This is a genomic window from Cellvibrio sp. KY-GH-1, assembly GCF_008806975.1.
Taxonomy (GTDB): Bacteria; Pseudomonadota; Gammaproteobacteria; order Pseudomonadales; family Cellvibrionaceae; genus Cellvibrio.
Map to the genome: position 1 here is coordinate 5,194,572 of NZ_CP031728.1, position 14,346 is coordinate 5,208,917.

A 14,346-nucleotide genomic window follows, 5' to 3' on the forward strand; every position below is an offset into this window, starting at 1 on the left:
TGGTTTGCCGAGCCCTAAAACAACAAGCCCCTGAGGCGGGGCTCGTTGCAGTGGTCTGAACAACAGTCATTTTAATAATATCGAGTGCTGTTGGTTTATTTGGCATCCGTACGAACTACCAACTCATTTCCGCTGCGCAGACTGGCGAAAGATTCACTGCCAATACCACTCGAGAGAACTTCATCATTAAATTTAACGTGCAGAACATTTTTGGTGTTGTGCTCGCGCAATTTTACGGTGAGATCTTTTGAATTTACTGCGATGATTTTGCCCTTGATTTCAGCGGCTACTGGAGTGGACATACGGTTTTTTAAAATCACAGTATCTCCTTCGCGCAGCGCAGCTAATTTCATTAAGCGGCCTTTGGTGGTCGCCACTTTTGCACCTTGCACTACGTTGAACGTTTTGGTTTCACCCGACTCAGTTTTGATCGTGATAGAGCTTTCAGCTTCGCTCACGCTTTTTACAGTACCGGGAACCTCTTTATAGGAAACAAACGAGTAGGCGCTGGCAAAAGAAGAAAGACTTACCAGAGAAACCAACGCCACAGTCTTAACAAATGGAACCTTAGACATGATTAAAAACCTCTTAGATGATTGGATTTGAAACAACGTTGTCAGTAGTAGACAAAATTGATTATAGGGAAGCGTAATCATTATTTGTTACTTTTTGTGACGATTACTTAAACCGTTTTTTCACTAAAACTAAAAAAATTATTATTTTTATTCATATATGAAATATAAAAAGGTTTTTTTAATTTTTAAAGTTATTAAAAGCACAGATTGAGGGCATATTTTTGAGAAGGTGTTACCGAATGTAATTTGTTGGTGTTTTGATGTGAAAGATTATTGTGCGCCAATGGACAACGTTGTCTATTGGCTGTGTAATTTTGGTGCGCAATAAAAAACCCGCACGGAGGCGGGTTTTTTGGGGTGTTACTGTTAAGGAGGTAATTATTGATTGAACAGGAATTCCATCAGGGCATTTTGGGCGTGCATACGGTTTTCTGCTTCTTCCCACACCACCGAATCGGGGGCATCCAGAATTTCCGCGCTGACCTCTTTACCGCGATAGGCGGGTAGGCAGTGCATAAAGACTGCATTGCGGTTGGCATGGCTCATCAACTCTTTATTAACCTGATAGCCGATAAAGATTTTTTCGCGCTGTTTCTTTTCATCCTCCTGGCCCATTGAGGCCCAGGTATCAGTGACGACAAGGTCCGCCCCGGCAACTGCCGCACGCGGGTCATTGCCTAGCGCTACACGGTGTTGGTAAGGCGTGACAAATTCATCTTCCGGCTCGAAACCTTTTGGTGTCGCAATGCGCAATTCAAAATCACACAGCTCCGCGGCCTGGATATAGGAGTTACACATGTTATTGCCATCGCCTACCCAGGCAACAGTTTTTCCGGCCAGTGAGCCGCGTTGCTCCACATACGTCTGGATGTCCGCCAACAGTTGGCAAGGATGGAATTCGTCGGTCAGCCCGTTAATGACGGGCACGCGGGAATACTCAGCGAAGCGCTCGACCGTGTCGTGTGCATAGGTACGGATCATCACCATATCGACCATGCTGGCGATACAGCGCGCCGCATCTTCGATCGGCTCGCCGCGGCCGAGTTGAGAATCTTTGGTAGACAGGAAAATGGCATGACCACCCAACTTGGCGACGCCGGATTCGAAGGATACTCGGGTGCGGGTAGAGTTTTTTTCGAAGATCATTGCCAGCACTTTGTTGTCAAATAAGGCTGGGGCTTTGCCCTGGCGCAGCAGGGCTTTGAGTTCGATGGCGCGCGCGATGATGTGTTGGAGCTCGTCGCGGCTAACGTCATTCAGGGTTAGGAAATGTCTCGGCGCCTTTGAGGGAACCATAATCGTTGCTCTTTCATTGCAGCGCGCGCGTTATTGCGCGCACTTGTTTTTAAAACTCTGTGACCAGTTTTACCACCTTGGCAACCAGCTCGTCGGCTTCTGCGTCGGTAAGGATAAAAGTGGGCAGCAAGCGGATGGTGTTCATGGCAGTCACGTTAATGAGTACACCTGAATCACGACCTTTCTGTACCAGATCGCCACAGGGAGCATTCAGTTCTATGCCAATCATCAATCCTTTGCCGCGAATATCAACCACCTTGTCATTGTTTGCCAAAGCAGTTTTGAAATCGTTTAGTAACTTGTCACCCAGCGTTTTTGCACGCTCAATCAAGCCTGAACCCTGCAGTGTTTCGACTACGGCGATACCGGCGCTACATGCCAGTGGATTACCACCAAAGGTGGTGCCATGGTTGCCGGCTTGCAGAACGTCTGCCGCTTTACCGCGCGCAAGGCAGGCGCCAATTGGCATGCCATTACCCAAGCCTTTGGCGGTGGTGACTACATCTGGCAGTATGCCGTTATGCTGATAGGCGAAGTAGGTGCCGGTACGGCCATTGCCAGTCTGGATCTCGTCCAGCATCAACAGCAGGCCGTGCTGATCGGCAAGCGCGCGTAATTCGTTCAAGTAGTTCTTGGCGGGAACGCGTACACCACCTTCCCCTTGAACTGGCTCAACCAGAATCGCCACTATGTTTTTGTGTTCGGCGATAGCGGCTTTTACGGCAGGTACATCGTCATATGGAACCCGCACAAACCCCTCTACCAAAGGCTCAAAGCCAATTTGCACTTTGGTATTGCCGGTCGCAGTCAGGGTTGCCATAGTTCTGCCGTGGAAGCTGTTGTTCATTACTATAACGGTAGGGCTTTTCACGCCTTTGTCGTTGCCGTATTTCCGCGCAATCTTGATTGCTGCTTCATTCGCTTCCGCGCCGGAGTTGGAGAAGAATGCCTTGCCCATCCCTGAAACCTTAATTAACAGATCTCCCAAGCGTTGTTGTTGGGGAATGTTATAGAGGTTGGATGTGTGGATCAGGGTTCCAGCTTGCTCTGCGATTGCCTTGGTAACTGCGGGGTGACTGTAACCCAGGGCGCATACGGCAATACCACTAATCGCATCCAGATAGGACTTGCCCTGATCATCCCACACTCGGCTGCCTTCGCCCTTAACAAGGGTGAGGGTTCTGGTGCCGTAAGTGTTCATTAGGCTGGTCATGGCAATCTCCGTAAAAAAACAAAGCCGCAGGCCAATCGGGGAAGGGCCATCAGGCGATTAGTATTCATGAATAAATAGAGGGATTTTTTGCTGGTCAGGACAGGAGTACTGACTAAAAATCGCAGAACTTACAGTGCGTGCGGCAAAAAATAAGCTCCAAATATATAAGTTCTTGCGATTATTGGCAAATTTACGGTTTTGCGCCCCGTTTTTTTACAGATTGTAATTGGTGCCCTGCACAAACTCCTTGGCAAAAATAATATCGTTTTTCAGGTGAAAACCTTCATCGGGCGGTTGGATAAAAAAGCCTTCAAATAAGCGCACACCCTGCATCCACAGGCTGGATAGATTGTGCGAATTTTCAATTTGCGTGGCGATTACCTGAATCCCGCGCCGGTTAGCAGCTTGCGCAAAACGCTCCAATAACTTGGGATTGTTTGCTTCGTTGGTTAGTTTGGGTGACAGGCGTAAAAAACTAAGAGGTAAGTCTTCCATTATTTTGAGTGCCTGTTCATTTTCACCGGCGCGAGTCATGCAAATACTGCAGTGAATATCGCGCAACGCTTTGGCAATCTCACGAGCCAAATGGAAATGCTCGATGATCCAATTTTCCTCCAGCATAAATACCAGACGATCCTCTCCGCGCAAACGTGATGACCGCAATACATTGGCTGCAAAGGAGAAGAAAGCGTTTTGTTGTAAAGTTTCTTCAGCGAGATGAATAAAAAGTGTGGCAGATTCGCGTGTACCGCTATTTCCCGCAATTGCTGTTACCGCTTGCTGCAATACCCAGCGATCCAGTTGCACGCGTTTGCCGGGTTGGTTAATGCGGCTGAGGAATTGCCCTGCAGGAATGGGTTCCCCACCTTCGTTGCGTAAGCGGGTGAGTACCGAGAAATGTTCAATCTGTGCGTCCTCCAGGCTAATGATGGGTTGGAAGGCCAGTGATAAGTCGCGGCTAAACACTATTTGGGAAAAATCCGGTAAGCTTTTGGTGGTAGCAACGGCAGCTATTTCTGTGTGTGTTGCATTTTCCAATTGCTGTTCAAAGACCTGCTCGGCGCGCAGCAATGCATTGTTGGCTGTTGCCAGTGCAGGCTCCAATAAAACTACACCGATTTTTACGTCGAGTGAAATTTGCGTTCCTTTTAGCTTATAAACGTGGTTGCTCAGGTATTTGGCGATTTGCTCAGCGCGCTGGCGATGAAATTCCGCGCTGCGTGTTCCCGCCAGAACGCAGGCGACCAGATTGGATAAGTCTGCCCATTGTTCATCACTACCCAATGTGTCATCCAGATGTCCGCAAAAATGTTCGTGTAGATTAATCAGTTCTATCTGGCCCAATTGCTGATTTAGTTCGGGCAATTTATCCACGCTGACATAATAGAGCGCACTGGTTTGTCCGCTTAAACGATTGCTGTGCAACTCTTCTTCCAGTGCATTGAAAAAATAACTGCGATTAATTTGTAGCGGTTTTTGTGAGTGACGGGTTATGCGCGCTACGCGCGTTTTTAGCAGGCTGGTATCACTTAATGCCTGGCGGCAACACTCGATCAAATCGTTGGCTTCAAATGGTTTGGTGAGTAATGCATTCACGCCGAGTGCACGAATACTGCGGTGCAAGTTACTATCAGTATCTGCGGTTACAAAAATAATCGGCAACAGCAAAAAATCAGGATCTTGCCGCAACAACACGGCCAGCTCCATGCCGTTTATATCGGGCATGTGCATATCCAGAATAACCAGGTCGGGTTTAAATTGGGCTGCACGTTGCAAGCTGTGAAGTGGTTGATTAACGCAGAGCACTTCCATGCCTGCATAGCGGAGGATTTCTGCTTGCAAACTGGTAATGGATTCATCGTCGTCCACTGCCATTATGCGATAGGTTTTGTTATTTAAGCTGATCAGTTGTAATAACTTGTCAATTAAAAAATTGAAATCAATTGGCTTGACCAGGTAGTCGGTGCTACCTGCTCGCAGCGCACGCAATTTTGCATTTAAATCGGTTCTGCCTGACATTAGCACGATGGGCGTATTTTGCAGCAGCAACGCTTTGATTTTATGCAGGTTGCTCAAGGCTTGTAGCCCGACGCCCTCAAAATCAGGGTCCATTAAAATAATGTCGGGCGAATCAAGGTAAAGCTGTTGCATGCAGCTGTGCGGGTTGTCGAAGTATTCGATAGTAAATCCGGCTCTGCGCAAATAGGCGGAGCAGAGTGCGGCGAGTGTGCGATCCGGGTCGATTAGGAATATCGTTTTTTCCCGGGCTTCCGGGTGATGATCAGGGACGGTAATTGCGGCGTGGCTATGGGGTTGCTGGGCATTAAGTACATCAATCAACTGATTAACCAACTCTTCAACTTGCGCGTATTCTGGTCCGCCAAAATGGCGACCGAGCGATTTCATATCGTGAATAAAGCTCTCTAGCTGCGCTGATTTCTGACGCAGCTCGGTAAATGCAAAGCTGGTGGAAGTTTCCGCCATTTTGTGGGCAAATTGTTCGAGCGCGGCTATTCCTTGTTCGCTCCAGTTAAGGTGGCGCAAGTGGCTCCAGATGTTTTCCAGGCGACGAGCCTGCTCAGGCAGGCTGGCCGAGAACTGTTCGCGTAATTTTTCAAGCTGGCTATGAAATTCTTGCGGCATAAAATCGTCCTGATACATTCGTCTTTAGTATAGAAGCTGTTTGCCAATTAAGAGTTCAAAAACAAACGCTGTAAAAAATCGTTTTAATAGATGCGACTTGTAAGGGTATGTCGCAAAATGCACGCCACTTGAATAATCGCGCTCTGGACTTGCATTGGCTATGAATTCATTCGCAGTTTTGCTCATCGGTGTTGTACTGGCGCCTGCTTCGACTTTTATTGCTGCAGAAACAACAAATCCCACCGAAAAATCCTTCACAAGAAGTCTGGAAACTATCGAAACTCTGGTCGTTTCCGGCACTCGGACGGATGGGGATCAATTAACTCACCAATTGATGCGCAATAAACCTGCGGATTTTATGGTCGGTGCGCGCTTGGATCCCGCTGAGTTATTGGCAGCGATTCCCGGCGTTCAGGTAGATTCCCGGACTAATTATGCGCAAGACACGCGCATAAGTTTGCGTGGCTTTGGTGCGCGCTCTGCATTTGGTGTGCGCGGTATTGATTTGCTCGTCGATGGAATTCCCGTGTCTACACCCGACGGGCAAGGGCAGTTGTCGAGTGTGATGCTGGATGGATTAGCGAGCGTTCAAGTATTGCGCGGACCACTGGCATCACTTTATGGCAATGGTTCCGGGGGTGTGATCAGCTTGCACACCTCAGCGCCTGAGCGGAGTCAGCTTAGTGCGGCCAGCGTAGGCGGCAATCAAGGCTTGGAGCGCTATCATTTGCAGGGTGATTATCGGCAGGGCGATTTTGCAGTGCGCGGTCAATATGCGGATACCCGGATTGCCGGTGATCGCCCACATTCGCGCGCTGAACGCCAACAAGCGGCGGTACAGGCTTATTATTCCACCGCGAATAATATCGATCTGACGATTAAGCATGAACAAAGCGACGATCCCTTATTGCAAGATCCGCTGGGATTAACGCAGGTGCAATGGCAAACAGATCCCTGGCAAAAAAATCCACTGGCCGAAACATTTAACACGCGCAAGCGCGTTAACCACCAGCAAACATCGATTAGCGCGCGCGAGCAGCAGGGCGCGAATCGCTGGCAAGCTGCGGCCTGGCAAGGTGGGCGCGAGATCACCCAATACTTGGGTTTTTCGGGCGATGCCATCTCCGGTAGTGGCGGTGTCGTGGATTTAGCGCGTGAGTTCGCCGGCGCCAGCACCACCCTATCCCAATCAGCTCAGCTATGGACCTTGCCGCTGGATGTCAGCGTGGGATTGGAAGCCGCGCAAATGAAAGATCGGCGGCGCGGTTATGTGAACAATCAGGGAGTTGCCGGGGACTTGCGGCGCAACGAGTTAGGTGAGGTTAACAGTCGCGATATCTATTCATTAATTCAACTTGCGCCGAGCGGGCAATTCCGTATGTATACAGGTGCAAGGCGCACTTGGCTCGATGTTGATGTCGATGATTATTTTATTGTGCCGGGTAATCCGGATGATTCGGGGATGCGCAATTATCGCGAGCAATCCTGGGTGGTGGGCGGCAGCTACGCATTCGCAGATTGGTGGGAGTTATTTGCCAGCAGTGGGCGCGGTTATGAAACGCCCACGCTGACGGAAATGGCGTATCAAGCAAATGGTTCAGGCTTAAATACGCAATTGGATGCGGCGATTAATCATCAGCAGCAATGGGGTTTGGGTTATCACGTTAATGAAGTATTAGCGCTGTCGCTAACGCACTTTATGATCGAGACTGATAATGAGTTGGTGGTGGATCAATCCGTTGGCGGGCGTACCAGCTTTCGCAACGCGGCCGAAACTGAACGCAGCGGCGTAGAGCTTTTTGCGCGCTGGGTTTTGAATGAAGCCTGGCGCTGGCAGGCGAGCGCGCAATCCATGAGTGCTGATTATTCTACCGGTCAATGGTCGGGCAAACAATTGCCCGGCGTAGCGCGCGACCAGTATCAACTTGGCGTAGAATGGCGGCCCCTGCGCAACGAGTTGCTGCAAGTGAATTTGCTGGCACAGCAGCGTTCACGCATTTTTACCGCCGACAATAATCAAATAGCGGCTCCCGGTTTTTACACGGTCGACCTGAGTGTGGGCGGTGATTTGTCAATCCAGACTTGGGCGTTTAATTGGTGGTTAAAGCTCGCTAACCTCAATGATGAACGTTATGTTGGTTCCGTCGTGGTGAACCAAGCAAATGGCCGCGCATTTGAGCCAGCGTTGGGGCGCAATGTTTCGGGCGGACTTAAGCTCGCTTATGCTTTCTAGTGTAAGGCGAAATAATTTTTAAACTGAGTATGTTTTGTGATTGACTTGGATTTATTGCCCACATTGCCTTTAACTCAGCTGCGCGACGATTTTTTTGCGGCGTTACAGCAAACTCCATTGCTACTGGAAGCAGAGCCAGGTGCAGGTAAATCCACTCTGGCGCCACTCTGGGTATTGGCGCGTATTGCGGAAGAGCAGCAGGTCTGGTTAATTCAGCCGCGCGTTCTGGCGACGCAAGCCCTTGCAGAGCGGTTAGCAGAATTGCTGCAGGAAAAAGTGGGGGAGACTGTTGGCTATCAAGTTCCTTATGATTCGCGCATGGGAAAGCAAACGCGTCTGGTGCTAATGACGCCAGGTGTGCTCTTGCAGCACTTATTGCACAATCCAACTCTGGATGGAGTTGCGTGCGTAATGCTCGATGAAATTCACGAGCGCAGCGTCAATCAGGATCTCGCCTGGGTATTTTTGCAGGAAGTGCAAATTCTGCGCGATGATCTGCAATTAATTTTAATGAGTGCAACGCCAGATCCTGCATTGCAGCAAAAAATCGTCAATCGTTTATTTGCGCCCGGTCGCTGTTTTCCCGTTGGTGTTGAATATCAGCCCGTCAAACAAATGCCCAATCAGTATCCGGAAAAAATCGACGAGCATTTAGTGCGCGTGTTGCGCAGTCATACGGATTGGCAAAAGCACACTGCCTTGGTGTTTTTGCCCGGCTGGCGCGAGATTGAAGACTGCGCACAAGCCATCGCGCGCGCATTTCCCGCGCAAAAAATATTTCGCTTGCACAGCCGTGTTGCCGCGCAGGAGCAGCATCACGCGTTAGATCCGGCGCAGGGGCCGCGCATTATTTTATCCACTAATATCGCAGAAACATCCTTAACGATTGCCGATGTAACCCTGGTTATTGATTCGGGTTTGGCGCGGCGTGTGGACTATGAGCAACGCACCGGAATATCGCGCCTGCGCACCGCGCGTATCAGTATGGCCAGTGCCGAACAGCGACGCGGTCGCGCGGGACGTGTGCAAGCCGGGCATTGTATTCGCCTCTGGTCCCAGGATCAGGCACTTGCCGCGGCTGACTTACCCGAGATTCGCGCAACCGATTATGTGCCGCTGGCATTGCGTATCGCGCATTGGGGAAGTCCGGCGCAATCCCTGCCGTGGTTGGAAAAACCCAATGTGCTCGCGTTGCAATTTGCGCAGCAACAATTACAGCAAATGCAATTGCTGGATGCACATGGCGCTGTGACTGAGCGCGGCCAGCGAGTCAGTGAGCTGGGTACCCACCCGCGCATTGCCGCGTTTTTATTATTGCATGAGCAAATGCTTGGCAATGCATCCTTGTTACTGGCGTTGGCTTTGCATTTCGAATTAGCGGCTGAGCAAGATATAGATGCGCTGTTGGCTGATGCGGCGCGAGAGCTTGCGCGCAATCGCCAATGGCAACAACAGCAAAAACGTTGGTTAAAAGTACTTGATGTATCGGTCAACGCTAGCGATATAAATGCACAACTATTAGCTCGCGCATTTAGTGATCGCATTGGTTATCGCCAGGATTCAGGTAAATACCGGTTGAACTCCGGCATTAGCGTTGAATCGTCGCTCACCAGTCAATGGGCCGTGCTGCCTATTATTAATACTCGCCCTAAAAGCCATAGCGGTGTTGGAATTGCCGTGCAGCCGAGTGCTGAACTGCAGCGGCAATTGAGTCAGGAGCACAGGGCGATGGAATTCAAACAGCAACGCTGGCAATTGCATCGCCAGTGGCACATGGGCGGGGTATTGATTGATGAACAATTCACCCCGTTAGATGCTTCGCAAGCACCACTACAATTGCACAATCACATCCAGAGGTTGTGGCAAGAAAAAGGGCGCTTGCATTTTCACTGGAGCGATAGCGCAGAGCGATTTTTGCAACGTGCACGTTTGTTAACTGACCTCAATCTCTGTGACTTATCGGCACTGGATGATGAATCATTGTGTGCTGAGTTGGATAAATGGCTAATGCCTTTTTTAACTGAGGCTACGCGGTTGGATAATTTACCCTGGTTGCAGGCACTGGAGTTTTATTTCGGTTATGAACAGTGTCAGGCAATAGCCAAATTATTGCCTGAAAAAATTGAGTTACCCAGTGGGCGCGATATAACGGTGGAATTTAACAGTGATGGCGGAGCTCAAGTAGCTGCCAAATTGCAGGAATTTTTTGGCTGCGAGCAGTTGCAGTTAGCAAACGGAAAAATTCCACTGCAAATTCATTTGCTCTCACCCAATGGCAGCCCGTTAGCGATTACCACCAATTTGCAAACGTTTTGGCAGCAGGCGTATCCCGAGGTGCGCAAAGAAATGCGTGGTCGCTATCCTCGTCACCCCTGGCCGGATAATCCCCTCGAACACGAAGCAACGGCCTTGACCAAACGCAAACTTGCGTCATTGCAGGATAAAAACACCTAGAAATTGATAAAATAGCTAACAAAAATTATTTAAATTTCTATTGGATATAAAAAGTAATTGCCTGCCATCTGGCGAGTGGCATTAATTTTCTCTGTCTATACTTGTGACTTAGTTCGGCAATTTTTTGCCGAAATAGAACAGAGGGAATTAGTACTATGCACAACGTCGTAATTGCAGTCTTGTTCTCTGTTGCGTCCTCAGGCGTTGCTTTAGCTCAAGAAAATGTCGATTCCGCTCCCGCTTTTGCTTGGGGCGGGGCGCTCACATTGGAATCTGTTACCAATTTGGATGGCGGTGTAAAAGAGGGAACTCGCGAGCTGGCCAATCTGGATATTACCCTTGCCATAGATACGGAAGCTGCCAATTGGTGGGGGGGTGGTGAATGGTTTATCTATGTGTTGGGTGATACCGGCAAAGACCCGGCGGAATACACTGGCGACGTGCAGGGTGTTTCCAATATCGCGACCGATGAGTCGCTCAAAGTTTACGAATTTTGGTACCAACACTATTTTGCCGATGACAGCATCAAAGTGTTGTTTGGTCTGCATGATTACAACTCTACTTTTTATTCACTGGAATATGCTGGTTTATACAGCCACCCGTCGTTTGGTATAGGGCCAGACACGTCTCAAGTTGGGCCGTCTATTTTTTCTACTACCGCGACGGCGCTGCACATTACCTATCAAGGTGAAAACCAATATTTATTAGCTGCCATCTATGACGGTGTACCGGGTGATCCGGATAATCCGCGCGGCACGCATATTCAATTTAATGACGGCGATGGTTTATTCAGTGCAGTGGAGTGGGGCTGGGCCAACGAAAGTCAGGACAAAATTGCGATAGGCGCCTGGCAACACACTGCTAAAGTTGAAAATCCGGTGGATGGTGAAATGAATAATGACAACACCGGGGTTTACATTATTGCCGAGAAAAATATTAACGATGTGGCGGGTGTGTTTTTGCAATTAGGGCGCGCCGACGACCTATACAATCAACTTGAATATTACGTCGGCACTGGCATTACTTTTAATGGCTTTTGGATTGAGGATGACAATTTTGGTTTGGCGGTAGCCCACGCACGCAATGGCGATCCCTACCTTGCTACACACTCCGATATCGATCGCGCCGAAACCGCTTGGGAGTTAAGTTATTTTGCGCCTGTTGTCGATCATTTAAGTGCGCAGGCCAGTCTGTATTACATCCAGAATCCGTCGATGGATAAAACATTGGATGATGCAATAGCACTGGGTGCACGTGTGTATATTGAATTTTAGGTGATGGTTTTTTTAAACACTAATTAATTGATAAATAGACGAGGACGCAATGAGTATCAAGCGATCAATTATCTGGGTGATTGTTGGTTTCGTTGCCTTGATTGGAATTAATACGTTTGTCGGCTTAAACGTCAGCCAAAAACTGGGCGGGTTGTTGAATTACATTTCTGGTCCAGCCTGGAATGCTGCTGATGGAGCAATGGAAGGCCAAATTGGGTTGGAGGCACAGATCATTGTTTTGCAAAAATTGTATTATCGCGAAAAAACTTTTACGGAGATCAAACCTCAATTTGATGACGCACTCGCGATGGAGGAAGATGCCCTGGGGCGTATGAAAGAGTCCGGTTTAATGGGTAACGCAACGGTAACCAAGCTGAATCAACTGTTAGCTGAATTTCACCGAACCCGTGACGCCTTGCTCGGTAAGTTGCAAGCAGGCGGCGAAGCCGCTGCGGAATATGAACAATTGAACAACTTGATGGATCAGTTGTTGTCATTTATTGGTGAGATGGAGGAAGAGGCGGATGGTAAAGTGGAAAGCGAAACCGGTAATGTTGCCGCGTTGCAGTCTGCGGCAAAAATAAAATTGCTCAGTGCGTTTTCGGTAAGCATTATCTTATCTGTCATTATTTTTCTGTTTGCCAATAAAGTAATTATGCAGCCCATTTCGCGTGTGACTGAAAACCTGAGTGAGTTGGCCTCGGGGACGGGTGATTTAACAGCGCGATTGAGCGGTGAAAATCAGCATACCGAAGTGGGGCGCCTGTCATTCGCGTTTAATCGGTTTGTCGAGAAATTACAAAATTTGATTGGTCAAGCGCAGCAAAGTAACCAATCGCTGACCGATGCCAGCGTGCAAATTACCACCTCTATCGATCAAGCGGCTAAAGGTATTGATGTGCAGTTTGCAGAAATATCCCATGTTGCCAGTGCTGTGGATCAAATCTCTTCCATGTTGAATAAAGTTGTAGATGCAGCAGTGCAAGCTAGCGATGCTTCTGTGCAGGCAACGACCACAACCGGAGCGGGTAATGATGTGGTTGCGTCTGCCCAGCAGGGGGTGGATGAGGTAGTTAAAGAAGTGGATAAGGCTTCGCATGTTATTTCCGAATTGGTAGCGGACAGCCGCAATATAGGTTCAATGCTGGAAGTGATTCGCAGCATCGCCGAGCAAACTAATCTACTAGCGCTTAATGCGGCAATAGAAGCGGCGCGCGCTGGCGAAAGCGGTCGCGGTTTTGCGGTGGTGGCCGATGAGGTAAGGAGTTTGGCATCGCGTACTCAGGAGTCAACCAAGGCAATTGAAGTTATTATTGCTAATCTAACTTCTGGTTCCAGCAAGGCGGTCGATGTAATGGGCGATGCGCAGCAAAAAGCGTTAGTTATCAAGGAGCGAATTTCAGATACTTCTCACGCTTTTTCTAATATTGTGGTAGCGGTAGATCAAATCCAAAAAATGAACACCGAAATTGCGCGCGCTACTGAGGAAGAAAAAACATCTATGCAACAAATTACTGGCAGCATGAATACAATTCTGCAGCAAGCGCGACGCAATCACGATGCCGGTGAACAGGTAAGCCGCTCGCGCGAACATTTGGAAAAAGAGTCGCGCAGACTTGATGGTTTGCTTCGTGGGTTCCGTACCTGATTTTTTCTGAATTCTATTGGCGCGCCGCGCTCAACTTACCCCCGCGCGGCGTTTTATATTTTTAGATAGTTAATCCCAGTTTGAACCTACACTGCTATTCCCACTTCCAGCTCTGCAATTAAGCCATCCGTTACATTTCCGCTAATGGTCGCTAATTGATATTCCACTCCATCGCTAAATACATTGTCAGCGGCGAAGCTGGTAACCGAGGTGTTCTGGCCTTTGGTGTAGAGCGACGTTTCATACACGGCTTTGGTAGTGGCTGCGGGAAATGCCATTTGCGATATCGCGGTGGAACGTGCGCTGCTACCGTAATTGGTTAAAAAAATCTGGAAGTGAATATGGGTGATACGCCCTGCGTACCAGCCGGGGTAAATGGTGGTGAAGAGAGCGACACCGTTTGTGTCGGTATATTGCACCCCCCGACAATAAGTTTTACCCGCCTGGCCGGCGTTATTGTTTTGTGAATAACCGGAATACAAACCATCTTTGTCGCAATGCCATATGTACACATAACCCGAAACCGGCTTACAACTGTCATTGACATTGACCAATTTTATTTTTACTTGCAGCGCCACACCCGTTTTGTCTTCAGCGATATTTTCGCGCAGTACGGCGGAATTATCGAGCAGGGTCGAAAGCGGAAAGGGACCAATGGTTTCGGTGGGGATTAACGTGCATACACCAGAAGAACTGGTGGCAGTTGTACTGGATACGGCGGTAGTACTGCTAGTAACTGTTGTGGAACTGGTTGCCGCTGTTGCACTGCTCGTGCCGGTGGAGTTGCCACCAGATGACCCGCCGCCGCAACCAATCAGACTTCCGGCACCTATTACGCTCAGTGCGCCTAATGCGCCTAGTGTTTGTCGACGTTTAAGATCTATGTTGGGTGTGACTCTGGTTCCCGCAGTGGTTGTGGTTGCAGGTGATGCGGATTTTAATTCAGTTGTTGAAGGTGGCATGGGTTTCTCTCCGTAATGGTTATCGGTATCAGCACCTGCGTATAACGG

Annotated in this window: 9 protein-coding genes; 4 read left to right on the top strand and 5 right to left on the bottom strand. The window is 48.9% G+C overall.

Features of this window, described 5'->3' with window-relative positions:
- Nucleotides 1-95: 95 nt before the first annotated feature.
- The 4 genes from D0C16_RS21845 to D0C16_RS21860 all read right to left on the bottom strand — a co-directional run bounded on the left by D0C16_RS21845 (nt 96) and on the right by D0C16_RS21860 (nt 5,727).
- Nucleotides 96-575: a hypothetical protein gene (locus D0C16_RS21845; protein ID WP_151034296.1), complete on the bottom strand. Its 480-nt coding sequence runs from the start codon at nt 573-575 to the stop codon at nt 96-98.
- 378 nt (nt 576-953) lie between these two features.
- On the bottom strand, nt 954-1,871 hold the full coding sequence (gene argF / locus D0C16_RS21850) for an ornithine carbamoyltransferase (RefSeq protein ID WP_151034297.1): 918 nt from the start codon (nt 1,869-1,871) through the stop codon (nt 954-956).
- Between the two features lie 49 nt (nt 1,872-1,920).
- On the bottom strand, nt 1,921-3,090 hold the full coding sequence (locus D0C16_RS21855) for an aspartate aminotransferase family protein (protein WP_225319062.1): 1,170 nt from the start codon (nt 3,088-3,090) through the stop codon (nt 1,921-1,923).
- Nucleotides 3,091-3,297: 207 nt separating this feature from the next.
- Complete coding sequence (locus D0C16_RS21860) at nt 3,298-5,727, bottom strand: response regulator (RefSeq protein ID WP_191968591.1); 2,430 nt, start codon at nt 5,725-5,727, stop codon at nt 3,298-3,300.
- A gap of 160 nt (nt 5,728-5,887) precedes the next feature.
- Here D0C16_RS21860 and D0C16_RS21865 point away from each other — a divergent pair, with 160 nt between their 5' ends.
- The 4 genes from D0C16_RS21865 (at nt 5,888) to D0C16_RS21880 (ending at nt 13,336) form a co-directional block, all read left to right on the top strand.
- Nucleotides 5,888-7,960 (top strand): TonB-dependent receptor domain-containing protein, encoded by a 2,073-nt coding sequence (locus D0C16_RS21865; protein WP_151034300.1) that lies wholly within the window; start codon nt 5,888-5,890, stop codon nt 7,958-7,960.
- 36 nt (nt 7,961-7,996) lie between these two features.
- The gene (gene hrpB, locus D0C16_RS21870) at nt 7,997-10,414 is read left to right on the top strand and encodes an ATP-dependent helicase HrpB (protein ID WP_151034301.1); all 2,418 of its coding nucleotides are present in this window, start codon (nt 7,997-7,999) and stop codon (nt 10,412-10,414) included.
- Nucleotides 10,415-10,569: 155 nt separating this feature from the next.
- Nucleotides 10,570-11,688: a carbohydrate porin gene (locus D0C16_RS21875; protein WP_151034302.1), complete on the top strand. Its 1,119-nt coding sequence runs from the start codon at nt 10,570-10,572 to the stop codon at nt 11,686-11,688.
- Between the two features lie 49 nt (nt 11,689-11,737).
- Complete coding sequence (locus tag D0C16_RS21880; protein WP_151034303.1) at nt 11,738-13,336, top strand: methyl-accepting chemotaxis protein; 1,599 nt, start codon at nt 11,738-11,740, stop codon at nt 13,334-13,336.
- Nucleotides 13,337-13,422: 86 nt separating this feature from the next.
- On the opposite strand, the gene D0C16_RS21885 is transcribed toward D0C16_RS21880, so the two are convergent.
- Nucleotides 13,423-14,298, bottom strand: a complete 876-nt coding sequence (locus D0C16_RS21885; RefSeq protein WP_225318810.1) for a protocatechuate dioxygenase — start codon at nt 14,296-14,298, stop codon at nt 13,423-13,425.
- Nucleotides 14,299-14,346 lie beyond the last annotated feature (48 nt).

What these genes read in the sequence shown, in the direction of transcription:
- D0C16_RS21845 (WP_151034296.1), bottom strand. Translation starts at nt 575, where the DNA reads ATGTCTAAGGTTCCATTTGTTAAGACTGTGGCGTTGGTTTCTCTGGTA.
- argF (WP_151034297.1), bottom strand. Translation starts at nt 1,871, where the DNA reads ATGGTTCCCTCAAAGGCGCCGAGACATTTCCTAACCCTGAATGACGTT.
- D0C16_RS21860 (WP_191968591.1), bottom strand. Translation starts at nt 5,727, where the DNA reads ATGCCGCAAGAATTTCATAGCCAGCTTGAAAAATTACGCGAACAGTTC.
- D0C16_RS21865 (WP_151034300.1), top strand. Translation starts at nt 5,888, where the DNA reads ATGAATTCATTCGCAGTTTTGCTCATCGGTGTTGTACTGGCGCCTGCT.
- D0C16_RS21875 (WP_151034302.1), top strand. Translation starts at nt 10,570, where the DNA reads ATGCACAACGTCGTAATTGCAGTCTTGTTCTCTGTTGCGTCCTCAGGC.
- D0C16_RS21880 (WP_151034303.1), top strand. Translation starts at nt 11,738, where the DNA reads ATGAGTATCAAGCGATCAATTATCTGGGTGATTGTTGGTTTCGTTGCC.
- D0C16_RS21885 (WP_225318810.1), bottom strand. Translation starts at nt 14,298, where the DNA reads ATGCCACCTTCAACAACTGAATTAAAATCCGCATCACCTGCAACCACA.